This window comes from Enterobacter sp. MGH119 (genome assembly GCF_001037675.1).
In the GTDB taxonomy this organism is placed as follows: Bacteria; Pseudomonadota; Gammaproteobacteria; order Enterobacterales; family Enterobacteriaceae; genus Enterobacter; species Enterobacter hormaechei_C.
This window is the reverse complement of sequence record NZ_KQ089929.1, coordinates 122203-148209: the sequence shown is the minus strand read 5'-3', so window position 1 is coordinate 148209 and position 26007 is coordinate 122203. Positions and strand designations below refer to the sequence as shown.

Below are 26007 nucleotides of genomic sequence, written 5' to 3'. Positions count from 1 at the left end.
GAGTAATTATGAACCAGCTAGACGGCATCAAACAATTTACCACCGTGGTTGCAGATAGCGGCGACATCGAGTCGATTCGTCACTACCAGCCGGAAGACGCGACCACCAACCCCTCGCTGCTGCTCAAGGCGGCCGGTCTTGCGCACTTTAGTCATCTGATTGATGACGCCCTTGCCTATGGCAAACAGCGCGGGAAAACGCAGGAGCAGCAGGTCGCCGAGGCCAGCGACAAGCTGGCGGTCAATATCGGTGCGGAAATTCTTAAAAGCATACCGGGACGCGTCTCCACCGAAGTGGATGCCCGCCTCTCATTCGACCAGGAAAAGAGCATTAACAAGGCTCGCCGCCTGGTGGAACTCTACCAGGAGCAGGGGATCGATAAGTCACGCATCCTGATCAAGCTTGCGTCTACCTGGGAAGGCATCCGCGCGGCGGAAGTGCTGGAGAAAGAGGGGATCCACTGCAACCTGACGCTGCTGTTCTCCTTCGCCCAGGCGCGTGCCTGCGCCGAAGCGGGCGTGTTCCTGATTTCACCGTTTGTCGGACGTATCTACGACTGGTATCAGGCGAAACAGCCAATGGATCCGTACGTGGTGGAAGAAGATCCTGGCGTAAAATCGGTGCGTAATATCTACGATTATTACAAGCAGCACCGCTACGAAACCATCGTGATGGGGGCCAGCTTCCGCCGCACCGAGCAGATCCTGGCGCTCGCGGGCTGCGACCGGCTGACCATCTCCCCTGACCTGCTGAAAAAGCTTCAGGAGAGTGAAGAGACGGTGATCCGCAAGCTTGTGCCGACCTCTACCGTTCTGCCAAAACCAAAACCCATGACCGAAGCGGAATTCCGCTGGGAGCATAATCAGGACCCAATGGCCGTGGAAAAACTGGCGGACGGCATCCGTCAGTTCGCCGTCGACCAGCGCAAACTCGAAGATCTTCTCGCTGCCAAACTTTAACCTTGCCACGGAGTGAACTATGTCCCGTAAAGAGCTCGCCAACGCCATTCGCGCCCTCAGCATGGATGCCGTACAAAAAGCCAATTCCGGCCACCCTGGCGCCCCCATGGGTATGGCTGATATTGCCGAAGTGCTGTGGAACGACTTCCTCAAGCACAACCCGACCGATCCGACCTGGTACGATCGCGACCGTTTTATTCTCTCCAACGGTCACGCATCGATGCTGCTCTACAGCCTGCTGCACCTCTCCGGCTACGATCTGCCGCTTGAGGAGTTAAAAAACTTCCGCCAGCTGCACTCCAAAACGCCGGGCCACCCGGAGATCGGCTATACGCCGGGTGTTGAAACCACTACCGGCCCGCTGGGCCAGGGGCTGGCGAATGCCGTCGGCCTGGCGATTGCAGAGCGTACGCTGGCCGCGCAGTTCAACCAGCCCGACCACGAGATTGTCGATCACTACACCTATGTCTTTATGGGTGATGGCTGCCTGATGGAGGGGATCTCCCACGAGGTCTGCTCGCTGGCGGGCACCCTGGGCCTGGGCAAGCTGATTGGCTTCTACGATCACAACGGTATCTCCATTGACGGGGAAACCGAGGGCTGGTTTACCGACGACACGGCAAAACGCTTTGAAGCCTATCACTGGCACGTGGTGCACGAGATCGACGGTCACGATCCTGAGGCGGTGAAAAAAGCGATTCAGGAAGCGCAGAGCGTGAAGGACAAACCGTCCCTGATCATCTGCCGCACCACCATCGGCTTCGGCTCGCCGAACAAAGCGGGCAAAGAAGAGGCGCACGGCGCGGCGCTGGGTGAAGAGGAAGTGGCGCTGACCCGCCAGAAACTGGGCTGGAAACACCCGGCCTTTGAGATCCCAAAAGAGATCTACAAGGCCTGGGATGCTCGCGAAACAGGTGAAAAAGCGCAGCAGGCCTGGAACGAGAAGTTTGCCGCTTACAAAAAAGCGTATCCGGATCTGGCGGCTGAGTTTACCCGCCGCATGAGCGGCGGCCTGCCGGAAGACTGGGAAGAGAAAACCCAGGCGCTGATTGAAAACCTGCAATCCAACCCGGCGAAAATTGCCACCCGTAAGGCATCACAAAACACCCTGAACGCAATTGGCCCAATCCTGCCCGAACTGCTGGGCGGATCGGCGGATCTGGCGCCAAGTAACCTTACCATCTGGTCCGGCTCTAAATCCCTGAAGGAGGACATTGCCGGGAACTACATCCACTACGGCGTGCGCGAGTTCGGGATGACCGCCATTGCCAACGGCATCGCCCACCATGGCGGCTTCGTGCCGTACACCGCTACCTTCCTGATGTTTGTCGAATATGCCCGTAACGCGGCGCGTATGGCGGCTCTGATGAAGGCGCGGCAAATCATGGTGTACACCCACGACTCCATCGGACTGGGTGAAGATGGGCCGACGCACCAGGCGGTAGAGCAGCTGGCGAGCCTGCGCCTGACGCCAAACTTCAGTACCTGGCGTCCGTGCGATCAGGTTGAAGCGGCAGTGGGCTGGAAGCTGGCCGTAGAGCGTCATAACGGACCCACGGCGCTGATCCTGTCGCGCCAGAACCTGGCGCAGATCGAGCGCACGCCGGAGCAGGTGAAAAATATCGCCCGCGGCGGGTACATCCTGAAAGACAGCGGCGGCAAGCCAGACGTGATCCTGATTGCCACCGGTTCAGAGGTGGAAATCACGGTAAAAGCGGCGGAGAAACTAACCGCCGAGGGTCACGCGGTGCGCGTGGTTTCCCTGCCTTCAACGGATATCTTTGATGCCCAGGATGAGGCGTACCGCGAATCGGTGCTGCCTTCAAACGTCGCGGCGCGCGTGGCGGTTGAAGCTGGCATTGCCGACTACTGGTACAAATATGTGGGTCTGAAAGGGGCGATTGTCGGCATGAAGGGTTACGGTGAATCCGCCCCGGCCGATAAGCTGTTCCCGTACTTCGGCTTTACCGTTGAGAACGTAGTGGAGAAGGCGCTGAGCGTGCTGTAGTGCGATCTGCGTTGCCGGGTGGCGGCTGCGCCTGACCCGGCCTACAAATCGGCAAAACCCTACCTTGTGATCCACAGCGTGGGCCAGGCATCTGGCCCATTCCAGTTATCACAGCTTGGCTCTTCCGCGTAGCGTACCAGACGGAAGCGCTGGCCGTTAAAACGCCAGCGGGTCTGGATCCCACAGTCGCCAATCCCGCGTCCCAGCGCCAGCGTGGTCAGCTCGCGCGTTTTTTCATCGAAGCTGGCATTCATCAGCTCCATGTCGCTACTCTGGCTGGAAGGGGTAAACGGCAGACGCAATCTCACGCTCCTGGCCGCAAACGGTTTTTTACGCGACACCAGCCACGCCAGGTCGACGGTGTTGTACGCCCCCGCCTCACAGCTGATGATCATCAGCGCTTTGTCATCGGTCAGCGCGGTCACGCGCACCTCACGCCGGTTCGGATCGAGAGAGCACTGGCTGTGGTTCATGCGCCAGTTACCGTAATCCAGCAGATCGTTCAATTCGTTATGCGTCAGCGGCGTTGGCGTGGGGTTCACCACCGCCACCTTTTTTAATGCCGGCGCAGGCGGCACGCTCAGCGGTGGACTATCCCCTTTTTTAATCCATGCCGTTTCACTTCCGACGCGTTTTTGCTGGGCATCGATAAACAGCAGCGCCGCTTTCAGCCCGGCCAGAGAGATTGTCTGCTTCCCCCCGCGCAGAGTCAGCGCCTGACCTTCCTGAATGGTTTTCAGAAACGTGGTGATGGTGCCCGTATCGTCTGTTTTAAGATGCCAGGGGGTTAACTGCCAGTGTTGCGACGTGAGTTTAAGCGGCACATTGTCGAGCAGCAGGCGCGGGGCGATGTCAGGCTCTTTCACCGGAGGCGCCGAAAGCCCACCGAGATCAATGCGCAGGCTGGCGTCCGTTTTTGCCCCCGCACTGCGGCTCAGCGACATGACCAGACCGCGATGCTCGCCAGTGTTGCGCGCTACGCAGAAGTTCTGGTTATTGCAGGTCACCTGCCAGTCTGAAAAAGACTGCTGCGCAGGCGCAGCCCACACCCGAGGCGCGGGAAGCACGCAAATGAAGAAGATAAGAAAAACGCAGTAGCGCATGAACGGCACAGCCCCGCAAACGAATAGGTCAATCTGGGGCGTATCTTCGTGCCCTGGGCGGGCTGGCTCAATCGGATTTATCGGATAGATTTATCTGAAATACAACTTATCGCGCTTCCGCCGCGGCATTCATCAGCCCGCTGGTTTGCAGATATTGCAACAGGATCACCGCTTTACCGTCGCGGATCTCGCCGCGTTTCACCATGTCAACAGCCTTAGCGAAAGGCATTTCCAGCACTTCAATGTCTTCGTCGTCCACGCCACCGCCCCGGTGCGTGCGCTGGGCATCGGTATATTCCGCAATGAAGAAGTGGATCAGCTCGGTGACCCCGCCAGGGGACATAAACAGCTCAAAGACTTTCTGCACCGTCCCCACCTCAAAACCCGTCTCTTCAATGGCTTCTTTGCGGATACACACTTCCGGCTCATCGTCGTCCAGCAGACCTGCACAGGTTTCAATCAGACGTCCGTCCGCGTTGCCATTGACCCATGTCGCGATGCGAAACTGGCGGATCAGCACTACGCTTTGCTTTTCACGGTTATACAGCAGAATGGTTGCACCATTGCCCCGGTCGTAGACTTCGCGTTTATGGCGAATGATGTCCCCGTTCTTACGGGTGAGATCGTAAGTGATGTTACGCAGGACAAAGTAATTTTCAGAAAGGATTTTGTCTTTAATAACGCTAATGTTCAGAGACATACGGGCTCCACGGCAAAATGAGTCTGTTTATACTACGCTGTGAAGCCCGCTTTGTCGCCCGTCTGCGTTAATGCATGTTGCGCGGCGGCACGCCAAGCCAGTCCATGATCCCCTGCGCGGCATGGCGCCCTTCCGCCATCGCGGTGACCACCAGATCTGCACCGCGTACCGCATCACCGCCAGCAAAAATCTGCGGATTCGAGGTCTGGTAGCGATAACGGCTCTCCACGGAGGCCCTGATGCGCCCCCAGTCGTCGGTGTCGACGCCCTGCGCCTGAAGCCACGGCATGGCGTGCGGATTAAACCCAAACGCCATGATCACCGCATCCGCTGGCATGACAAACTCACTGCCCGCCACCGGGACAGGACGCCGCCGCCCCTGCGCATCCGGCTCGCCCAGACGGGTGCGCAGCATCCGGATACCGTTGACCTTTCCGTCGGTATCCAGCGTGAGCTCAACCGGCTGGACATTAAATTCAAAGGCCGCGCCCTCTTCTTTCGCGTTTTTAACCTCTTTCTTTGAGCCCGGCATGTTGGCCTCGTCCCGCCGATAGGCGCAGGTGACTTTCGCCGCGCCATGTCGCAGCGCGGTGCGCACGCAGTCCATCGCCGTATCGCCCCCGCCCAGCACCACCACGTTTAACCCCTGCGTGTCGATAAACGGCTCGTCTGCGGCAGGGTCAAGGCCCATCACGTTCCGCGTGTTCGCCACTAAAAACGGCAGCGCGTCGTACACGCCCGGCGCGTCTTCGTGAGGGATACCCGCTTTCATGGAACGATAGGTCCCTACGCCGATGAACAGGGCATCGTAGTCGTTTTGCAGTTGGGCCATCGATACGTCTTTTCCCACCTCGCAGTTCAGCTCGAAGCGGATGCCCATCGCGCTGAATATCTCTCTGCGCCGCGCTAGCAGGGATTTATCCAGCTTGAAGGCCGGAATACCAAAGGTCAGCAATCCGCCGATTTCCGGATGGCGATCGTAGACCGTCACACCGACGCCGCTGCGCACCAGTACGTCGGCGCAGGCCAGCCCTGCCGGACCGGCACCGATGATGGCGACGCGCTTACCGACCGGTTTAACGTGGCTGACGTCCGGCGTCCAGCCCATCGCCAGCGCCCGATCCGAGATATACCGTTCGATATTCCCGATGGTTACCGCCCCTGACGCATCCCGCAGGGTGCAGGCGCCTTCACATAATCGATCCTGTGGACAGACGCGGCCGGTAATTTCCGGTAAACAGTTAGTCTGGTGAGAAAGCTCAGCCGCACCGATGATATCCCCCGCCCTGATCCGCTCAATCCACTGTGGAATATGGTTATGCAGCGGGCAGGTCCACTCGCAAATGCTGTGGTCGCCACATTTCAGGCACCGGGATGCTTCGCGCTGCGCCTGTTCCGGGCGAAACGGCAGGTAGATCTCGTTAAAATGACCTGCGCGCGCGTCGGGGCTGAGCTTTTCCGGCTCACCGCGCGCCGGGGTGTTTTGCATCTGTTGCCGTTTGGTTTGCGGAGGGACTGACTGAACCGCCTCGCTGTGCCACGGCAGCGCGTCCAGCCTTGCGCTGCGCTGTCGGCGCTGCTTAACCAACTTATCCAGCACGGCTGGGGTGGCGAGCGTAAGCACCTCTGCCGGGCAGTTTTCAACGCAGGCCGGGCCTTGCGGCCTTTCCAGGCAGAGGTCGCATTTGTGCGCCGAGGCCTTTACGCTGTCGTTTTCCAGCGGGGCGATCAGCATGTCCATCGTGCCAAACGGACAGGCCACCACGCAGGCTTTACAGCCAATGCATTTTTGTTGATTGACCTGTACGCTGTCGCTGTGTTGCGTGATGGCTCCGTTCGGGCAGCTTTGCGCGCAGGGCGCGTTTTCACAGTGGTGGCAGGTCACGGGGCTTTTTCGCAAGCCTGAGGTAAGGACCGTAATGCGGGGATGAAAATGGCGCTCGCTCAGCGCGTGCTGCTCCCCGTTGTGCGCCATCACACAGGCAACTTCGCAGGTGCGACAACCGATACACTGTTGAGCGTTGGCCATAATAAAACGATTCATAACAACACCTGTTTTTGGTTCAATAACCTTATTCTTTCTATTGTTATCGTATTTACCCACAGTGGCATGGCGACGCAATGTTCAAATGCCCTGGAAGGCGAATTATTTCCAGTGAACCTGTGGCAGATCAATTTAATTCAGGAAGCCGATGAGTGACCGTTAAACGCCCCGTATCGGGAAGCCTGGCTCGGGCTTTCTTTTCGATGATTGTCTTGTCCGTTCTGATCAGCGCCATTGCGCTGGTTACACTCGCCAGCAGCCAGCGCGACGCCGAGGCGATTAACATCGCCGGATCGCTGCGCATGCAGAGCTACCGCCTGGGCTACGAAATGCAGCGCGCCAGCCCGTCGCTGGCAGGGCACCGCGCGGTCTGGCAGAAAACGCTGAGCGCGCCTGCGTTGCAGAAGCTAAACCGCTGGTATGTGCCAGAGGACGTCAAACAGCGTTACCAGCAGTTGCAGCTTGGCTGGCAGGAGATGGACACGCGTATCGCCAGCGGCGATACCGGGTGGTATCAGAGCCACATAGAGGATTTCGTGGGCCGGATAGATGCCTTTGTGCTGGCGCTACAGCACTACACCGAACATAAGATACAGCTGGTGATTTTCATGTCGCTGACGGGCGGCCTGGGCATCCTGCTGCTGGCGGTGATGACCCTGCGGCGCATCCGCCGTCAGGTTGTGCTGCCGCTGAATAATCTGGTGGCAGCGAGCGAGCGTATCGAACAGGGGCAGTTCGATACCCCCGCGCCGGATATTATGCTTCCCAACGAGCTGGGCCAGCTTTCCCGCGCCTTCAACCATATGTCGGCGGAATTACACACCCTGTACCGTTCCCTGGAGCACTCCGTTGCTGAAAAAACCCGCCACCTGTATGAAGCGCATCAGCAGCTCGAAATGCTGTTCAAATGCTCACAGGCGTTGAATACCGGGCAGATAGACAGCCACTGCTTCCGGCATATTTTGCAGATTGTGCATGACTATACGCAGATGAATTACCTGCAATTGCGCACCAGTGACGACTGGCAGCTTTACGAAGGACAGGAGTCCCCGGGCGAGAAAATGCACAATTTACCGGTATTAATGCAGGACACCCTGTACGGCGAACTGCGCTGGCAAAGCGCGACCGGGGATGTTCCGCTGCCGCTCATGGAAAGCGTGGCGACGATGCTGGGCCGGGGGCTCTATTTCAATCAGGCGCAGAAACATTATCAGCAGTTGCTGCTGATGGAAGAGCGCGCCACCATCGCGCGCGAGTTGCATGATTCGCTGGCGCAGGTGCTCTCCTATTTGCGTATTCAGCTTACGCTGCTGAAGCATGCCGTGCCGGGCGACAATGCCCCGGCGCAGGCCATCATTACGGACTTCTCCCGCGAGCTGAATAACGCCTGGCATCAGCTACGCGAGCTGCTCACCACCTTCCGCCTGACGCTCAATCACGCCAATCTTCCTGCCGCGCTACAGGAGTCTCTTGACGGGTTGCAAAGCCAGACCAGCGCGAAGTTGGTGCTCGACTGCCGTCTCTCATCGCTGGCGCTGGACGCGCAAAAACAGGTGCACCTCTTACAGATTGTGCGTGAGGCAGTGCTGAATGCGATTAAACATGCCGACGCGAGCGAGATTGTGGTCAGCTGCGTCACCACCGCGGACGGCACTCACACAGTCACGATCCGCGACAACGGTATTGGTATCGGCGACGCCAGTGAACCGCCGGGGCATTACGGGCTGAATATCATGCGCGAACGCGCGGGACGGCTCGGCGGGACATTACACTTTTCTCAGCCGCCACAGGGTGGGACACAGGTCAGCGTAACGTTCCGGACGCCTGCGGCGCAGGCTGAAAAATAGCGGGAAAGAAGGCGCGCTGAAAAAAGCGCATGATAATTTACATTATCTCCTTTATTTCTCCACGTTTGACCTGGGCCTTACCGCTAAAGTTAGGCGGGCAATAAACAATAATGACGTGCAGCAAAACGAGGTCACACTTTAATGGCGAATTTTTTCATCGATCGCCCCATTTTTGCCTGGGTGCTTGCAATCCTGTTGTGTCTGACGGGTGTCCTGGCGATTACTTCCCTTCCTGTTGAGCAATACCCCGACCTCGCGCCCCCCAACGTGCGTATCACGGCGAACTATCCTGGCGCCTCGGCACAGACGCTGGAAAATACCGTCACGCAGGTTATCGAGCAGAACATGACGGGTCTTGATAACCTGATGTACATGTCCTCGCAGAGCAGTGCCACGGGCCAGGCGACGGTAACCCTGAGCTTTACGGCGGGCACGGATCCGGATGAAGCGGTGCAGCAGGTGCAAAACCAGCTGCAATCGGCCCTGCGTAAACTGCCTCAGGCGGTGCAGAACCAGGGGGTGACCGTGCGTAAAACCGGTGACACCAATATTTTGACCATCGCGTTTGTTTCAACCGATGGCTCGATGGATAAGCAGGACATCGCGGACTACGTCGCCAGTAATATTCAGGACCCGCTCAGCCGTATCAACGGCGTGGGGGATATCGACGCCTACGGCTCGCAGTACTCCATGCGTATCTGGCTAGATCCCAACAAGCTGAACAGCGTGCAGATGACCGCTAAAGATGTCACCGACGCTATCGAATCGCAGAACGCCCAGATTGCCGTGGGGCAGCTCGGCGGTACGCCGTCCGTGGACAACCAGGCGCTTAACGCCACCATCAACTCCCAGTCGCTGCTCCAGACACCTGACCAGTTCCGCAATATTACTCTGCGCGTGAATCAGGACGGTTCGGAAGTGCGTCTGGGGGATGTCGCCACCGTGGAAATGGGGGCGGAAAAATATGACTACCTGAGTCGCTTTAACGGCAATGCCGCGTCCGGACTGGGGGTAAAACTGGCCTCCGGCGCCAACGAAATGGCGACCGCGCAGCGGGTGTTAGAGCGTCTGGATGAACTGTCGCATTACTTCCCGCACGGACTGGAGTACAAAGTCGCCTACGAAACCACCTCATTCGTAAAAGCCTCCATCGAAGATGTGGTGAAAACCCTGCTCGAAGCTATCGCGCTGGTGTTCCTCGTGATGTACCTGTTCCTGCAAAACTTCCGCGCCACGCTGATCCCCACCATTGCGGTGCCGGTGGTGCTGCTGGGAACCTTTGCGGTGCTGTATGCCTTCGGTTACAGCATCAACACCCTGACCATGTTCGCCATGGTGCTGGCCATCGGCCTGCTGGTGGATGATGCCATCGTGGTGGTGGAAAACGTCGAGCGCATTATGAGCGAGGAAGGGCTTTCGCCCCGCGAGGCCACGCGCAAATCGATGGGACAAATTCAGGGCGCGCTGGTCGGTATCGCCATGGTGCTGTCGGCGGTATTTATCCCGATGGCATTTTTTGGCGGCACCACGGGCGCGATTTATCGCCAGTTCTCGATCACCATCGTCTCTGCAATGGTGCTCTCCGTACTCGTGGCAATGATCCTTACCCCTGCCCTGTGCGCGACGCTGCTCAAACCGCTGCATAAGGGCGAACACCACGGTCAAAAAGGCTTCTTCGGCTGGTTTAACCGCATGTTTAACCGCAATGCGGCGCGCTATGAAGCGGGCGTGGGTAAAGTACTGCACCGCAGCGTGCGCTGGATGGTGGTTTATGTCCTGCTGCTCGGCGGCATGGTCTTCCTGTTCCTGCGGCTGCCAACCTCGTTCCTGCCGCTGGAAGATCGCGGCATGTTTATTACCTCCGTACAGTTACCGAGCGGCTCGACCCAGCAGCAGACCCTGAAAGTGGTGCAGAAGGTTGAGAACTACTTCCATACTCAGGAGAAAGATAACGTGGTCTCCGTCTTCTCCACCGTCGGCTCTGGCCCCGGCGGTAACGGGCAGAACGTGGCGCGTATGTTTGTGCGCCTGAAAGACTGGGACCAGCGCGACAGCGATACCGGCTCCTCCTTTGCCATCATTGAGCGTGCAACCAAAGCGTTCAACAAAATCAAGGAAGCGCGCGTTTTCGCCAGCAGCCCGCCCGCCATCAGCGGCCTGGGCAGCTCAGCCGGGTTTGATATGGAGCTTCAGGATCACGCGGGTGCCGGGCATGACGCGTTGATGGCTGCTCGCGATAAACTGCTCGAGCTGGCCGGGAAAGATCCGCAGCTTACCCGCGTTCGTCATAACGGTCTGGATGACAGCCCTCAGCTACAGGTAGATATTGACCAGCGTAAAGCGCAGGCGCTGGGCGTCTCCATCGACGACATTAACGACACCCTGCAAACGGCATGGGGCTCAAGCTACGTAAATGACTTTATGGATCGCGGCCGCGTGAAGAAGGTCTACGTTCAGTCTGCCGCCAAATACCGCATGCTGCCGGACGATATCAACCGCTGGTATGTGCGCAATAACACCGGCGGCATGGTGCCGTTCTCGGCGTTTGCGACGTCACGCTGGGAGACCGGTTCGCCGCGTCTGGAGCGTTACAACGGCTATTCGGCGCTGGAGATTGTCGGTGAAGCCGCGCCGGGCGTCAGTACCGGTACCGCAATGGACATTATGGAAAAACTGGTTCAGCAGTTACCGACTGGCTTTGGCCTGGAGTGGACGGCGATGTCCTACCAGGAACGGCTTTCCGGCGCTCAGGCGCCTGCCCTGTATGCTCTTTCGCTGCTGGTGGTATTCCTTTGCCTGGCGGCGCTGTATGAAAGCTGGTCAGTGCCGTTCTCGGTGATGCTGGTGGTGCCTCTCGGGGTCATCGGCGCGCTGCTGGCAACCTGGATGCGCGGCCTGGAAAATGATGTCTATTTCCAGGTCGGACTCCTCACCGTGATCGGATTGTCGGCAAAAAACGCCATTCTGATCGTCGAATTTGCCAATGAGATGAATGCCAAAGGTCACGAACTGATGGCCGCCACGCTGCACGCCTGTCGTCAGCGCCTGCGTCCGATCCTGATGACCTCTCTGGCTTTTGTGTTTGGCGTCCTGCCGATGGCCACCAGCTCCGGCGCAGGCTCCAGCAGCCAGCACGCAGTGGGTACGGGCGTTATGGGGGGAATGATATCCGCGACGATACTGGCTATCTATTTCGTACCGCTGTTCTTTGTGCTGATACGCCGTCGTTTCCCGCTGAAGGATAAGCCGGAATAACCCGTTGAAATAAAAAAGGCGGCTTTACAGGCCGCCTTTTTATTGTGTGATTCTTTCACACTATGGTTATTTTAGTTAATTAAGTGCTCTTGCATTTCTTACCGGAAATTCATTTACGAAGCATGCCTTCGATAAAATCTTTCCAGTTCCCCAGTTCACGTTCAATCATAACAACCTCTCTTATTATTATGCGCATTCTACGAAAACGTATCATCATTGTGAAGCCACTTTAACCGATTGCTGTGATTGAGCCCCGCTGTACTGGTAGGTTTAGGATCACTATGAGCGTTGCCGGGTAAATTTTATGTGACCTACAGCAATATTTTGAAATAGTCGGAAAAATGACAGCATTTTTAATTTCCCCCTGAGTTTATTAGCAATTTAAACAGGGTGGACAACTATGCTTAAAAGATGAAAGACTATTCAGCTTACAGCTGTTCGTTGAATTATGGAGAATTGTAAATCCCGAAAAATTCCGAATGTGTTATATTCCACTTAAGGATATATCTTCGAAAATATTGAACATTTAATCCACAAAAGAACAAAAGGATTCACTATGGTTGTGATGTACGGCATTAAAAATTGCGACACGATTAAAAAAGCCCGCCGCTGGCTGGAAGCACACAACATCGACTATCGCTTCCACGATTACCGTGCCGACGGGCTTGACCCCGCGTTTCTCCATTCCGCCATCAACGAACTGGGATGGGAAGCGCTGCTGAATACCCGCGGGACCACCTGGCGAAAACTGGATGAATCTCTACGGGCCACGATCAACGACGCCGACAGCGCAGCCAAACTGATGCTTGAAATGCCGGCAATCATCAAACGCCCATTGCTCTGCAAGCCAGGTCAGCCTATGCTGCTGGGTTTCAGTGAAACCCTTTATTCAGATTTATTCGTTGAGGTGTAGTCTATGTCATGCCCGGTCATTGAGCTGACTCAGCAGCTTATTCGCCGTCCTTCCCTTAGCCCGGACGACGCAGGTTGTCAGGCATTAATGATTGAGCGCCTGCGTGCCATCGGTTTTACCGTGGAGCACATGGATTTTGGCGATACGCAGAACTTCTGGGCATGGCGCGGTCAGGGGGAGACGCTGGCGTTTGCCGGACATACTGACGTAGTTCCCGCGGGCGACGCAGACCGCTGGATCAACCCGCCTTTTGAGCCGACCATTCGAGACGGCATGCTTTTCGGACGCGGCGCTGCGGACATGAAAGGTTCCCTGGCTGCGATGGTCGTGGCGGCAGAGCGTTTCGTCGCCCAGCATCCGAACCATAAAAACCGTCTTGCGTTTTTGATTACCTCCGATGAAGAAGCCAGCGCCCACAACGGCACCGTGAAGGTCGTTGAGGCGCTGATGGCGCGCAATGAACGTCTGGACTACTGTCTGGTGGGCGAACCGTCCAGCACCGAAGTGGTGGGCGATGTGGTGAAAAATGGCCGCCGTGGATCCCTGACCTGCAATTTGACTATTCATGGCGTGCAGGGCCACGTTGCCTATCCGCACCTGGCGGATAACCCGGTACACCGCGCCGCGCCGATGCTGAACGAACTGGTGAGCATTGAATGGGATAAAGGCAATGAATTTTTCCCGCCAACCAGCATGCAGATAGCCAACATCAAGGCTGGCACCGGCAGCAACAACGTCATTCCCGGCGATCTCTTCGTCCAGTTTAACTTCCGCTTCAGCACCGAACTGACTGACGAGATGATCAAAGCGCGAGTGATTGCGCTGCTCGAGAAATATCAGCTGCGCTATACCCTCGACTGGTGGCTGTCTGGCCAGCCGTTCCTGACGCAGCGCGGTAAACTGGTGGATGCGGTAGTGAACGCCATTGCGCACTATAATGAAATTAAGCCACAACTGCTGACAACGGGCGGCACGTCTGACGGACGCTTTATCGCCCGCATGGGCGCACAGGTTGTCGAACTGGGTCCGGTTAACGCGACGATTCACAAAATCAATGAATGCGTGAACGCTGCCGATTTACAACTGCTGGCCCGCATGTATCAACGTATTATGGAGCAACTCGTCGCCTGACGGGTGCTTAAAGAGGATTAGCGAATGGACTGGCTTTCAAAGTACTGGTGGATTCTGGTGTTGGTATTTCTGGTAGGCGTGCTGCTTAACGTGATTAAAGATCTCAAGCGCGTTGACCACAAAAAGTTCCTTGCCAACAAACCGGATCTTCCGCCGCACCGTGATTTTAACGACAAGTTGGACGATGAAGACGACTGGCCGAAGAAGGACCAGAAGAAGTAATTGTACACACCCCTCACCCCCGGCCCCTCTCCCCAGAGGGACGAGGGGGGTTTTGTTCCCTCTCCCTTTGGGGAGAGGGGAAATGTTTAAATAAACTCGACGATATCATCGTCATTCGGCTTAGCGCCGCTGAGCGCTTCATCAAAGTAGTGCTTCGGTACGGTATAACGCAGATGATCGAGCGCGAACTGCATGCTGCGATCGTCAATGGCATGCCCCAGATCGTCTACGATATCCAGCGTCACATCTCCGCCCTCGCGCATCAGCGTCTCCTGGGCGGCTACTGCATGCGAAAGCTCAATTACCCGGTCTTCACCCCCATGAATGAGATGGATCGTAGTCTGCGTGGTCGCGCTTTGCGGTAACGTCGCAAAACGCCCGTTAAAGGCAATCACGCGGGACACCAGTCCGGGCTGCGCTTTTACGCTTTCCAGCGACATGATTGAACCCTGAGAGAAGCCAATCAGCGCCGTTGCGTCGGCGCCTACGCCGCTCTGCTGCTGCCAGTAACGCACGGTATCGATAAAGGCTGGCATAACGGCATCAATACGCGCCTGACGATTCTCCTCCGTCACGCCCTCGACGGAAAACCACTGCCGGCCGTCCGGACCGCACGGCTCCACGCCGCCGATGCTGACGATCAGCGCGTGTGGGAAAACGGGTGCAAACCAGCTGCCAATCTGTCCCATATTGACGGCATTGTCGCCCACGCCATGAAACAGAAGCAGGAGCTGTTTAGCAGGCGTATCCGGGCTTTGCACAACAAAATGGTCATGTTTCATGGCGATCTCCTTAATTGATAAGCAGGATTTTACGCCTCTGCGGGGTAATGACCATGCCACTTTACTGAAGAAGTCATTGAAAAAATTGCCATTGCAAAATGTCGGCTTTCAGCTGCTGGCTACGGGAGTAATCAAGCCTTTCAAGCGCGTGTGCGGTTTCCTCGCGTAGCTTCGCCAGCAGCGCTTTGCGCCCGAAATCGTGCGTATTCCCTTCCATTTTCCCGCGCAGCGCCGGGAGTGGGATGTCCACGGCTAACACCAATCGCGTTAGCGCCGCAACCGAGGTTGAAAACGCCCGGTGAGCAAAGGCAAACCCCGCCAGCTCCAGCCAGTCATCACTATTAAGGGTAGCTTCCCATGCATCCGTCACCGGGATCTTTTCGCCATTCCAGGCCGACAGGACGCGCATATCACGACATAAACGCTGATGCGCCTGTTCGCAGAGCTGATGCCCCGCCTCGCTCAGCGGCAGCAACGCCATCGCCGTATAGCACCCGCTGCTGGCTTCCCGGTGGCTGCCCATCCGCACCAGCACAAACCCGCACTGCCGCCAGAAACGCCACAGCTCGTCGGTATAGCCAAAGCTGACCGAGAGATAATCTTCTCCGCTGGCACTGCGGATCAGCCGCTGGCCGATGCCTTCCCGCTGGCGATGGGGATGAACCGCAATGCGGCTGACGCGTCGGCCTTTCAGCGTCGCCGCGAGCGGCGAACCGCCGTGCGCCGCCAGCGACTGCGCCACCAGATTTCCACGCGGCCGACGAAACCCCGCCCATACTGCGCGGCTAAGTTCAGGGGGTAATCCCCCCTCCTCCACCAGCCAGAGCGCGCCCGCGATCTCCGCGCCCGCCTGAGCAACAGCAAAGTGCTGGCCGGGGGCGTCCATCATCCGGCGTAAATCGAGGGGGGACGTTCGGTAGTGCGCGGCACACAGCAGTTCATACACGCCTGCCCCGCGCGCCGGATCGTTCTCCCATATCCCGGGCTCCAGCGACGTTAAACGTACCTCCCCTGCCGGTTTGCGATCGATAAGCGCATCGTCGAACAGCAGCGCGTTCGCCACTATCCGCTCAAGGGGGCATCCGGCAGCCCAGCGAACTGGCGTGGATAAGGTATAACGCCGCAGCCCGCTGAACCGGGCGCAGAACTTCAGCAGGAATCCCCTGCCCGTGCCTTCATAACCCTGCACCGTGGTGGTCAGCAACACGCGGGGAAAGCGCGACACCAGCTTCTCCAGCAGCGGGCCGGGGATAGCGGCTGCCTCATCGACAATCAGCCAGTCAGCTTCTGTGGTGGAGGCCAGCAGCGCATCCGGGGCCATAAAGTGAAAACGTTCCCCGGCGAAACGCGCGATGACATCCGTCGCCCCTTTTGCCGGTGCCGTCACTACTGCACTCCCCTGAATGCCGCTCAGCAACATGCCCGCCAGGGCGGACTTTCCGCGTCCGCGCGGCGCCGTCACGGCGGCCACGCCCGCAGGCATGGTCAGAAGAGCGTCGAGGATTTCAGCCTGCTCGCGCTGCGGTTCACCGCTGGCGGGCTGCCAGGCGGGTAAATCTGGCGCAACGGGAAGGCACAGAGGACGATGTTGATGCCAGACGATGGCATCTGAATCGGCGGTAAGCATCCGGCAAAAGTGGTGAACAAAGTGCGTGGTGGCGATCGGCTCTGCGCTGTCGCTCCAGCGCAGAGAATCCCTGTCGGGCCTGTCGGCCCAGACGGAGAACGGCGGCACCAGCAGCACCAGAAGGCTTCCGGCGCGCAGGGTCCCGCTGAGGGCGGCGAAGGCCGAGACGTCAAACCCGTCTCGCGCGTCAAAAACGGCGTGCAGGTATTCACGTCCCAGCAGGCCGCTGATGGCCTTAGAGGGGTTTTCCTCCAGCCACAGCCAGTCTCCTGGTAACGTATCGCGCAGATGGGTCACCTGGCTCAACGTCCACGCTTCATCGCCGCTGAGCACCACCAGCCGGCGGTGCCCGGTACGCTGAAGCTGGTTAACCAGCTGTTCAAACCCCAACATCACATAGCTTTGCCGAAGGTATTACACTGCGACGGGTTGCCGCTGTCGAAGCCACGCTTAAACCAGCTGTAGCGCTGCTCTGAGGTGCCATGGGTAAAGCTGTCCGGCACAACGCGCCCCTGGCTCTGCTGCTGCAAGCGATCGTCACCAATCGCCTGTGCGGCATTCAGGGCCTCTTCCAGATCGCCTGTTTCCAGCACGCCCTGCTGCTGCATGCTATGTCCCCAGACGCCAGCGAAGCAGTCGGCCTGAAGCTCCATGCGTACGGAAAGACGATTCACCTCCGCCTGAGACGCATTCTGCTGCATCTGACGCACTTTAGGCTCAATGCCGAGGAGCTTCTGCACATGGTGGCCGACTTCATGCGCGATCACGTAGCCCTGGGCAAAATCGCCGTCGGCGCCCAGCTTGCTTTTCATGTCGTCATAGAAGGAGAGATCGATATAGACGGTGCTGTCCGCCGGGCAGTAGAACGGCCCCATAACGGACTGCCCGGTGCCACAGCCGGTGCGGGTTGCGCCCCGGTACATCACCAGTTTTGGCGGCTGATAAGTCCGCCCCATTTTCTCGAACTGCTGACCCCAGGTATCTTCGGTCGTCGCGAGAATAACGGAAGTAAATTTCGCCGCTTCATCTTCATTTGGGCTGATGGAGCGCTGAGAATACTGCTGCTGTTGCCCGGTTTCACCGGTCATCAAACCGGTCAGGTCGACACCGTAGTAGCCCGCCACCAGCACGACGACCAGCAGAATAATGCCGCCCTTGCCGCTGGGTAACCGGAAACCTGGCCCGCCCATAGACGGACCACCGCCACCACTGCTGCGTCTGTCTTCTACGTTGTCACTTTCACGACGCCCTTGCCAGCGCATAAACACCTCGAACTATTCCATTTATAATAGCTATGATCGTAGGCGGTTAATGAAAGGATTACCATAGTAAACAAGGATAAGACGCCAAAGGATGCCAACATCCTTTGGCAAATGCGCAGTTTAGTCGAGCTTAACGCCTAAACGGTGAGCAACCGCTTCGTACGCTTCGACCACGCCACCCAGACTCTGGCGGAAACGGTCTTTGTCCATTTTATCCAGCGTCTCTTTGTCCCACAGGCGGCTGCCGTCCGGAGAGAATTCGTCGCCCAGCACCACTTCGCCTTTGTACAGACCGAACTCCAGCTTGAAGTCGACCAGGATCAGGCCCGCGTCATCAAACAGCTTTTTCAGCACGTCGTTGGCTTTGTAGGTCAGTTCCTGCATGCGCGCCAGGTTCTCTTTGCTTACCCAGCCGAAGGTTTCACAGTAGGATTCGTTGACCATCGGGTCATGCATGGCGTCGTTTTTCAGGAACAGATCGAACAGCGGTGGATTCAGTTCGATACCTTCTTCGATGCCCAGACGCTTCACCAGGGAGCCTGCGGCACGGTTACGGATCACGCACTCAACCGGCACCATATCCAGTTTTTTTACCAGACATTCCGTATCGGACAACAACGCTTCCATCTGAGTCGGGATACCGGCTTCGGCCAGTTTGGTCATAATGAAGTGGTTGAACTTGTTGTTCACCATGCCCTTACGATCGAACTGCTCAATGCGTGCGCCGTCTCCTGCTGACGTATCATTGCGGAATTCGAGCACCAACAGATCCGGGTTTTCCGTGCTGTATACGGTTTTCGCTTTGCCACGATACAACTCAGCTTGCTTCTGCATCTTCATTACTCCTGGTGTGATGATTTGTATTCAAAACTGGCCATATTATGCCACGCACACGTTTGCGTAGCACGAAAATAAAAAGGGCTGGAATAACCAGCCCTCACTATTATTTGCTGAATGCGGCCTGGAAGGCAGCGACCAGCGCATCGTTCTGCGCCTGGGTCAGCGTGTGTCCTTTCGGATCGATAAATTGCAGGCTGCTGCGGTTATCGAGGTCGCCGACCTGGATTTTGTAGTCACCGGAAGGCAGCTGTGGATCGCTTGCCCCCAACTCCTGCCAGGCGCTATCAGACAGCGGCTTATAGGTCGCTGTGATACTGCCCGTTGAACGGGTGCTGTCAGTCACCTTCATGCCCACTTTTTCAAGCGTTGCTGGCAGACGCTGCCAGGTCTGGTTAAACGGCGCACGCACCACCAGCATCGGCAGACCGGTATCGTCTGCACCGCTCTGCACGTCAAAGGTTGAGCCGTTACGGTTCTGCGCGGCGTTTGCGGCATCGGTAGCGTTCTTATCCAGACCCGCTGCAATCACGTTCAGCATTTCAGTGCTGTAGCGCTGCATGGCGGACGGATCGGCAACCGGTTTACCTGCCTGCTCAAGATTCAACAGCTTAACGGTAACCGCCTGCTGATAACCCTGCGGCTTAACGGAGACTTGATAACGACCACGGTACTGCTGGTCTTCATCGAGACGGTTCCACTCAATCCAGTCGGTAGTTAAAGCTTGGCTGGCGTCGTCGCGTTTATCAATCGTATAGTTTTTCGACTGAATGACGCTTACAACCTGCGGCCACAGCGTTGTACCGCGTGCGCTTTCCACCAGCAGAGAAGCTGTATCACCGGTGAACTGCGTGCGCGCGCCGCTCACGAGCGCCAGAGGCTGAGCTGGCGGACGAATATCGAGCGCTTTACCCACCAGGCCGCTGCCGTTGGTAACCGGAATATTATAATCACCGTTCTGGATCGGCAGGATCATGCCGGCAGGCGCGTGAAGTTCAGCAAGCGGCGGCGCATCCAGATAGGATTCATCACCGCTCACCTGGCGCTTGTAGCGCGAGTCTGAACTACAGGCAGCGAGGAGCATAACAAGCGAAACACCCGCAACCTTCGCCAGGCGCGACTTCTGTACTGAATAAGCCATCAAATCTCCCTAAACTTTACAGCAAACCGGCATGCTTCAGCGCGCCAGCGACAATTTCACGACCGTGGTCGGTAATCGGTGTCATTGGCAGACGCAGCGTGTCGGTTGCTACAAGCCCCAACTCCTTACATGCCCATTTCACTGGGATCGGATTGGGTTCGACAAATAATTTATTGTGCAACGGCATCAGACGCTGATTAATCACGCGAGCTTCATCAAAGTGACCGGCTGCGGCCAGTTTGCACATGTCAGCCATATCGCGCGCCGCCACGTTCGCCGTCACGGAAATCACGCCGTTACCACCGAGCTGCATAAAGTCCAGCGCGGTCGCATCATCACCGCTCAACAGGATAAAGTCGTCTGAAACCAGCTCTTTGATCTGATGAACGCGGCTTAAGTTCCCTGTCGCCTCTTTAATCCCGATAATATTTTTTACTTTCGAGAGACGGCCAACGGTTTCCGGCAGCATATCGCAACCGGTACGGGACGGAACATTATACAGAATTTGTGGCAAGTCAGTATGTTCAGCGATGGCTTTGAAATGCTGGAACAAACCTTCCTGAGTAGGACGGTTGTAATAAGGGGTCACCGTCAGACAGCCGACAATGCCGCTGTCGTTAAAACGTTGGGTCAGACTGATAGCTTCTGCGGTTGCGTTTGCGCCCGTCCCCGCGATGACCGGAATACGCCCGTCCGCCAGTTCCAGGGTCAGCATCACAACGTCGCCGTGCTCTTCGTGGCTCAGCGTAGCGGATTCACCGGTAGTCCCTACCGAAACGATCGCCGAGGTTCCATTGGCGACATGGTAATCAATGAGCTTCTTCATGCTTGACCGGCAGACATTACCTTTTTCATCCATCGGTGTAACAAGCGCGACAATACTTCCCGTGAACATGAGCCATCCTCTGTGCGAACAAGAGCCTCAATGTTACGTTTGGAACTGTAATAAAAGCAAGCGACCTGAGGCTCTCAGGCGGTTGTATGCATGTTTTTTTTATGCTTTCCTTAGGAAGACTTAACCACGCAAAGGAAGAACAGGTTTGACAACCTCATCACAACATTACCTGGTTATCACTGCGCTGGGTGCTGACAGGCCGGGTATCGTGAATACCATCACTCGCCACGTGAGCAGCTGCGGCTGCAACATCGAAGACAGCCGGCTGGCTATGCTTGGCGAAGAGTTCACGTTCATCATGCTGCTTTCCGGAACATGGAATGCCATTACCCTCATCGAATCTACCCTGCCGCTGAAAGGCGCAGAGCTGGATTTACTGATTGTGATGAAGCGCACCACCGCGCGCCCGCGTCCGGCTCTGCCTGCCACGGTCTGGGTACAGGTTGAAGTGCCTGATTCACCTCATCTGATTGAACGTTTTACGGCGCTGTTTGACAGCCATCAGATGAACATTGCCGAACTGGTTTCCCGCACGCAGCCGGGCGATGAAAACGCAATCCCGACGCTGTTTATTCAAATTACCGCACACAGCCCTGCCTCGCAGGATGCGTCAAATATCGAGCAAGCGTTCAAAGCCCTCTGTACAGAATTACACGCGCAAGGCAGTATAAGCGTCGTCGATTATTCGCAGCACGAACAGGATGGAGTTGAGTAATGAACCCACTGAAAGCCGGTGATATCGCACCGAAATTTAGCTTACCGGATCAAGACGGCGAGCAAGTAAATTTGACCGACTTCCAGGGACAGCGTGTTCTGGTCTATTTCTACCCGAAAGCCATGACCCCGGGCTGTACCGTACAGGCCTGCGGTCTACGCGACAACATGGATGAGTTGAAAAAGGTCGGTGTGGAAGTGCTGGGCATCAGCACCGATAAGCCAGAGAAGCTGTCACGTTTTGCGGAAAAAGAGCTGCTGAACTTCACGCTGCTTTCCGATGAAGACCACCAGGTTTGCGAGCAGTTTGGCGTCTGGGGTGAGAAGTCCTTTATGGGCAAAACGTACGACGGTATTCACCGTATCAGCTTCCTGATTGGCGCTGACGGTAGAGTTGAGCACGTGTTTGATGATTTCAAAACCAGCAACCACCACGACGTGGTGTTGAAGTGGCTGAAAGAAAGTGCCTGAAAGTGAGTGTCGGGTGGCGGCTTCGCCTTACCCGACCTACAAGAATAAGTAGGCCGGGTAAGCGCAGCGCCACCCGGCAAAACTACTTCTCCTCCACCGCCGGCACATCCGGCCACGCGTGGACCACGGCTTTAATCAGCGTCGCCAGCGGAATGGCGAAGAACACGCCCCAGAATCCCCACAGCCCGCCGAAAATCACCACTGACAGGATAATCACCAGCGGATGCAGGTTAACGGCTTCTGAGAACAGCACCGGTACCAGCAGGTTCCCATCCAGTCCCTGAATAATCAGGTATACGGCGAAACAGCTCCAGAACTCCGTACCCAGACCAAACTGGAACAGCGCCACACCGACTACCGGAATGGTCACCACAAACGCGCCGATATACGGGATCAGAACCGAGAATCCGACCAGCACCGCCAGCAGCAGCGAGTAGTTCAGCCCGAAGATCACGAAGCCAATCCAGGTCGCCACGCCCACCACAATCATCTCCAGCACTTTGCCGCGAATGTAGTTGGTGATCTGCTGGTTCATCTCCTGCCAGACCTGACCGGCGAGACCGCGATTGCGCGGCAGCACGCGGCGCACCGCGTTCAGCATCTGCTCTTTATCTTTGACCAGGAAAAACACCATTAGCGGCACGAGAACAAGGTAAACCGCCAGCGTCAGCAACCCCACCAGCGAGGCCAGAGAGTATTTCACCACCGAATCACCCATGGTCATGATGCGGGCGCGCATGTTTTCGGCCATCGCATCGATAATCCCGGCGTCCATCAGCGCAGGATAGCGGCGCGGCAGCGTGGCGGCAAAATCAGACAGTTTATTCAGCATGCCGGGCATATCACGGATCAGGTAGATCCCCTGTTGCCAGGCGATGGGCATCACCACGAAGGACATCAGCAGCAGAATACCGACAAACAGCACCAGGACAATGCTGGTCGCCCAGCGGCGCGAACAGCCGATATGTTCCAGACGCGCGGTGGGCCACTCCAACAGATACGCCAGTACAATCGCCACCAGTAGCGGTGCCAGCAGGCCACTAAAGAAGAACAGGATACCGAATCCGGCAACCAGAATGACCAGCAAAGCAATGGCTTCCGGGTCGCTAAACCGACGCCGATACCACTGCATTAACATTTCGAGCATACAACCCTTCCATGAATCGAATGGCGGGAGTGAGACGGTGAATTGTATCTAACTGTCACAAAAAAGACTTTCCTTTTTGTTTCACTGTCAGGTTTCGCAAAACCCTGATGAATGGGATTTTCTTCATCTCTTAACACGGCTACACTCGCAGAGCAGCGGAGATGAACGTTATGCGGGTTCATCGGTCAAATTAGCACATCCAAAATACAGGACAGTGGTTATGTTCAGGCAGTTGAGAAAAACACTGGTTGCGACACTGATTGCCGCCGTGACGGTGGGTCAGGTGTTGCCCGCTTTCGCTGACTCGTCCGATTCATTGCCGGACATGGGCACCACGGCAGGAAGCACGCTCTCCATCGGGCAGGAGATGCAGATGGGTGATTATTACGTACGCCAGCTGCGCGGCAGTGCTCCGCTGATTAACGACCCTTTGCTGGTGCAGTACATCAACGGTCTGGGGATGCGGCTGGTGGCGCACGCCGACTCGGTAAAAACGCCCTTCCATTTCTATTTAATCAATAACGACGAAATCAACGCCTTCGCCTTCTTTGGCGGGAACGTGGTGCTGCATTCGGCGCTGTTCCGTTATTCCGATAACGAAAGCCAGCTGGCGTCCGTCATGGCGCACGAAATTTCGCACGTCACCCAGCGCCATCTGGCGCGTGCGATGGAAGATCAGAAGCGTAACGCCCCCCTGACCTGGGTGGGCGCGCTGGGTTCCATTTTGCTGGCGATGGCCAGCCCGCAGGCCGGGATGGCGGCGCTTACCGGGACGCTGGCGGGGACGCGTCAGGGGATGATCAGCTTTACCCAGCAGAACGAGCAGGAAGCAGACCGCATCGGCATTCAGGTTTTACAGCGTTCCGGCTTTGACCCGCAGGCCATGCCGAGCTTCCTGGAAAAACTGCTCGACCAGGCACGCTACTCGTCGCGCCCGCCTGAAATTCTGTTGACCCACCCGCTGCCGGAAAGCCGACTCTCGGATGCCCGTAACCGTGCCAACCAGATGCGTCCGGTCGTGGTGCAGTCTTCGCAGGATTTCTACATGGCCAAAGTGAGAACGCTTGGCATGTACAACTCCGGACGTAATCAGCTCACCAGCGATCTGCTGGACGCGCTGGCGAAAGGCAACGTGCGCGAGAAAAACGCGGCGCAGTATGGTCAGGCGCTCCAGGCGATGGAGGCCAGCAAGTACGATGAAGCGCGTAAAGCGCTACAGCCGCTGCTGGCGTCGGCGCCTGACAATCCATGGTATCTTGACCTCGCCACCGATATCGATCTGGGGCAGAAAAAAGCGACCGATGCGATCAATCGTCTGAAAGGGGCGAAAGACATTCGCAACAATCCGGTATTGCAGCTTAACCTGGCGAACGCCTACCTACAGGGCGGCCAGCCCGGCGAGGCGGTGACCATTCTGAACCGCTACACCTTTAACAATAAAGATGACCAGAACGGCTGGGAACTGCTCGCCCAGGCCCAGGGGCAACTGGGTAACCGCGATCAGGAGCTGGCCGCGCGTGCGGAAGGCCTGGCGCTGGCGGGTCGCCTCGATCAGGCCATTTCCCTGTTGAGCAGCGCCAGCTCACAGGTGAAGCTTGGCAGCCTGCAACAGGCCCGCTACGATGCGCGAATCGACCAGCTGCGCGGCCTGCAACAACGCTTTAAGCCGTACGAGAAGATGTAATAAAGGAGAAGTCATGACAGACGCGGTAAAAATTTACCATAACCCTCGCTGCTCCAAGAGCCGCGAGACGCTGAATCTGCTGAAGTCTAACGGCATCGATCCGGAAGTGGTGTTGTATCTGGAGACGCCGCCGGATGCGCAGACGATCCGCCAGCTGCTGAAGATGCTTAACATGGGCAGCGCACGCGACCTGATGCGTCAGAAAGAAGATCTGTATAAGTCGCTTAATCTGAACGATACCAGTCTCACTGAAGATCGGCTGATTCAGGCGATGGTCGACAATCCTAAGCTGATTGAGCGCCCGATTGTCGTGGCGAACGGCAAGGCGCGTATAGGCCGTCCACCGGAAGACGTGCTCGGGATCGTCTAATCGTTACGCCGCAGCGCTTCCAGAAACGCCTGCGGCGTACGCTCTCCCAGCTTTTTCTGCGCTTTTCCCCGGTTGTAAAACTCACACAGTTGGATCAACAGCGCTCCCGCCGGTTCACTGTTCACCCGCGGAATGATCTCACGTAACGGCACGGTGGCCTGAAGGGCAAGATAATACTGTGAATGCACTTTTACGGTGACGTTATGCTCCGGCAAGTTCACTGCCAGCCCAAAAGTCTCAACAGATTGAATATCAGCCGGACAGGCAGCCAGCACCTCGTTCGTCCAGCGGGTCAGCAACTGCGGCGAGACACCGGCATAAAGCCGGGCGTAGCACCAGCCGCTAACGGGTTCACGCGCCCAGAGCAGGTGTTGCTCCCCACCGTCGTCCATATGCAGCGATAGCGGCTGATGATGCAGAAGTAGCTTCTGCGGCATGATACCGGCCTTCAGCGCCTTTTTGCCCTGCAACGACGCCCCCTTTTGTCTTACCGAAGCCGGTTTGAGGTAGCGGTTCAGGGTCGCGCGGGAAACGGCGATCCCGAGTCCGTCATTCACCAGCAGCAGCAGTTCATCCAGCGGTGCACCGGTGATATCACGCAGAGCATTTATTAGTGCTGCCTGCTCTTGTCTCAACGCTTTATGTATCACTTTTGGCGTGGTGTGGTTATCCGAAACCTGGTCGCGGTTGCGCCAGCGCCTGACGGTGGTGACCGAGATACCCAACTCAACGGCAAGCTCTCTGTCGCTTTTATCTGACTGCTGAAGATAACGACGGATACGCGGTGTGGTGGTGGCGTTGGCATGCAGTTTGATTTCCATCGCGTCTCTCTCCGCAACTAATCTTATGAGATTTATATCAGAGCAGCGAATGCTTTGTGACCGATTTCACCTTT

23 protein-coding genes are annotated in these 26007 nt (G+C 56.9%); 11 read left to right on the top strand and 12 right to left on the bottom strand.

The genetic code is table 11. The features are described 5' to 3' along the window. Positions 1-8: 8 nt before the first annotated feature. Together tal and tkt are read left to right on the top strand one after the other, a co-directional pair. A complete protein-coding gene (gene tal / locus SK53_RS00650; protein WP_003863547.1) occupies positions 9-959 on the top strand; it encodes a transaldolase in 951 nt (316 codons plus the stop codon). Between the two features lie 19 nt (positions 960-978). Then, a complete protein-coding gene (gene tkt / locus SK53_RS00645) occupies positions 979-2967 on the top strand; it encodes a transketolase (RefSeq protein ID WP_022651557.1) in 1989 nt (662 codons plus the stop codon). 59 nt (positions 2968-3026) lie between these two features. Here tkt and SK53_RS00640 read toward each other — a convergent pair whose 3' ends face one another. The 3 genes from SK53_RS00640 to aegA all read right to left on the bottom strand — a co-directional run bounded on the left by SK53_RS00640 (position 3027) and on the right by aegA (position 6814). Continuing rightward, positions 3027-4070 carry a DUF1176 domain-containing protein gene (locus tag SK53_RS00640; RefSeq protein ID WP_003863552.1) on the bottom strand — a complete coding sequence of 348 codons (1044 nt, stop codon included), beginning with the start codon at positions 4068-4070 and terminating at the stop codon, positions 3027-3029. A 106-nt stretch (positions 4071-4176) separates the two neighbouring features. Continuing rightward, the gene (gene nudK / locus SK53_RS00635; protein ID WP_048208272.1) at positions 4177-4770 is read right to left on the bottom strand and encodes a GDP-mannose pyrophosphatase NudK; all 594 of its coding nucleotides are present in this window, start codon (positions 4768-4770) and stop codon (positions 4177-4179) included. 67 nt (positions 4771-4837) lie between these two features. Continuing rightward, positions 4838-6814 (bottom strand): formate-dependent uric acid utilization protein AegA, encoded by a 1977-nt coding sequence (gene aegA / locus SK53_RS00630; RefSeq protein ID WP_072202138.1) that lies wholly within the window; start codon positions 6812-6814, stop codon positions 4838-4840. A gap of 152 nt (positions 6815-6966) precedes the next feature. Here aegA and narQ point away from each other — a divergent pair, with 152 nt between their 5' ends. After that, entirely contained in the window at positions 6967-8661 is a 1695-nt protein-coding gene (gene narQ / locus SK53_RS00620; RefSeq protein ID WP_048208268.1) for a nitrate/nitrite two-component system sensor histidine kinase NarQ, read from the top strand. A gap of 141 nt (positions 8662-8802) precedes the next feature. Further along, complete coding sequence (gene acrD, locus SK53_RS00615) at positions 8803-11916, top strand: multidrug efflux RND transporter permease AcrD (protein ID WP_003863561.1); 3114 nt, start codon at positions 8803-8805, stop codon at positions 11914-11916. 109 nt (positions 11917-12025) lie between these two features. On the opposite strand, the gene ypfM is transcribed toward acrD, so the two are convergent. Further along, on the bottom strand, positions 12026-12085 hold the full coding sequence (gene ypfM / locus SK53_RS23445; RefSeq protein ID WP_015572204.1) for a protein YpfM: 60 nt from the start codon (positions 12083-12085) through the stop codon (positions 12026-12028). A gap of 387 nt (positions 12086-12472) precedes the next feature. On the opposite strand from ypfM, the gene SK53_RS00610 reads away from it, so the two are divergent. The 3 genes from SK53_RS00610 to SK53_RS00600 are packed head-to-tail and all read left to right on the top strand — an operon-like array spanning position 12473 to position 14182. Beyond that, a complete protein-coding gene (locus SK53_RS00610; protein ID WP_015572203.1) occupies positions 12473-12829 on the top strand; it encodes an ArsC family reductase in 357 nt (118 codons plus the stop codon). A gap of 3 nt (positions 12830-12832) precedes the next feature. Further along, positions 12833-13960: a succinyl-diaminopimelate desuccinylase gene (dapE, locus tag SK53_RS00605; protein ID WP_003863566.1), complete on the top strand. Its 1128-nt coding sequence runs from the start codon at positions 12833-12835 to the stop codon at positions 13958-13960. Between the two features lie 24 nt (positions 13961-13984). Continuing rightward, positions 13985-14182, top strand: coding sequence for a YpfN family protein (locus SK53_RS00600; RefSeq protein ID WP_048208267.1), 198 nt, complete (start codon positions 13985-13987; stop codon positions 14180-14182). Between the two features lie 86 nt (positions 14183-14268). Here the strand turns inward: SK53_RS00600 and ypfH are convergent, their stop codons facing one another. The 6 genes from ypfH to dapA all read right to left on the bottom strand — a co-directional run bounded on the left by ypfH (position 14269) and on the right by dapA (position 20726). Next, a complete protein-coding gene (gene ypfH, locus SK53_RS00595; protein WP_023314628.1) occupies positions 14269-14964 on the bottom strand; it encodes an esterase in 696 nt (231 codons plus the stop codon). 73 nt (positions 14965-15037) lie between these two features. After that, a complete protein-coding gene (locus SK53_RS00590; RefSeq protein WP_032609805.1) occupies positions 15038-16984 on the bottom strand; it encodes a tRNA(Met) cytidine acetyltransferase TmcA in 1947 nt (648 codons plus the stop codon). Further along, entirely contained in the window at positions 16984-17853 is an 870-nt protein-coding gene (locus SK53_RS00585) for a KPN_02809 family neutral zinc metallopeptidase (RefSeq protein WP_001303362.1), read from the bottom strand. The genes SK53_RS00590 and SK53_RS00585 overlap by 1 nt, the downstream gene beginning before the upstream one ends. A gap of 120 nt (positions 17854-17973) precedes the next feature. Beyond that, positions 17974-18687, bottom strand: a complete 714-nt coding sequence (purC, locus tag SK53_RS00580) for a phosphoribosylaminoimidazolesuccinocarboxamide synthase (protein ID WP_001171626.1) — start codon at positions 18685-18687, stop codon at positions 17974-17976. Between the two features lie 109 nt (positions 18688-18796). Further along, positions 18797-19831 carry an outer membrane protein assembly factor BamC gene (bamC, locus tag SK53_RS00575; RefSeq protein WP_003860539.1) on the bottom strand — a complete coding sequence of 345 codons (1035 nt, stop codon included), beginning with the start codon at positions 19829-19831 and terminating at the stop codon, positions 18797-18799. Between the two features lie 16 nt (positions 19832-19847). Beyond that, the gene (gene dapA / locus SK53_RS00570) at positions 19848-20726 is read right to left on the bottom strand and encodes a 4-hydroxy-tetrahydrodipicolinate synthase (protein WP_003860542.1); all 879 of its coding nucleotides are present in this window, start codon (positions 20724-20726) and stop codon (positions 19848-19850) included. Between the two features lie 145 nt (positions 20727-20871). On the opposite strand from dapA, the gene SK53_RS00565 reads away from it, so the two are divergent. After that, positions 20872-21441 carry a glycine cleavage system transcriptional repressor gene (locus SK53_RS00565; protein WP_000213743.1) on the top strand — a complete coding sequence of 190 codons (570 nt, stop codon included), beginning with the start codon at positions 20872-20874 and terminating at the stop codon, positions 21439-21441. Next, entirely contained in the window at positions 21441-21911 is a 471-nt protein-coding gene (gene bcp / locus SK53_RS00560; RefSeq protein ID WP_003860544.1) for a thioredoxin-dependent thiol peroxidase, read from the top strand. Before SK53_RS00565 ends, bcp begins: the two co-directional genes overlap by 1 nt. 82 nt (positions 21912-21993) lie before the next feature. Here the strand turns inward: bcp and SK53_RS00555 are convergent, their stop codons facing one another. Further along, on the bottom strand, positions 21994-23058 hold the full coding sequence (locus SK53_RS00555) for an AI-2E family transporter (RefSeq protein ID WP_003860546.1): 1065 nt from the start codon (positions 23056-23058) through the stop codon (positions 21994-21996). Positions 23059-23278: 220 nt separating this feature from the next. Here SK53_RS00555 and bepA point away from each other — a divergent pair, with 220 nt between their 5' ends. Together bepA and arsC are read left to right on the top strand one after the other, a co-directional pair. After that, positions 23279-24742: a beta-barrel assembly-enhancing protease gene (gene bepA, locus SK53_RS00550; protein ID WP_003860547.1), complete on the top strand. Its 1464-nt coding sequence runs from the start codon at positions 23279-23281 to the stop codon at positions 24740-24742. Between the two features lie 13 nt (positions 24743-24755). Further along, positions 24756-25112 carry an arsenate reductase (glutaredoxin) gene (gene arsC, locus SK53_RS00545; protein ID WP_003860549.1) on the top strand — a complete coding sequence of 119 codons (357 nt, stop codon included), beginning with the start codon at positions 24756-24758 and terminating at the stop codon, positions 25110-25112. On the opposite strand, the gene SK53_RS00540 is transcribed toward arsC, so the two are convergent. Next, entirely contained in the window at positions 25109-25933 is an 825-nt protein-coding gene (locus SK53_RS00540) for a hypothetical protein (protein ID WP_003860550.1), read from the bottom strand. The genes arsC and SK53_RS00540 overlap by 4 nt on opposite strands. Positions 25934-26007 lie beyond the last annotated feature (74 nt).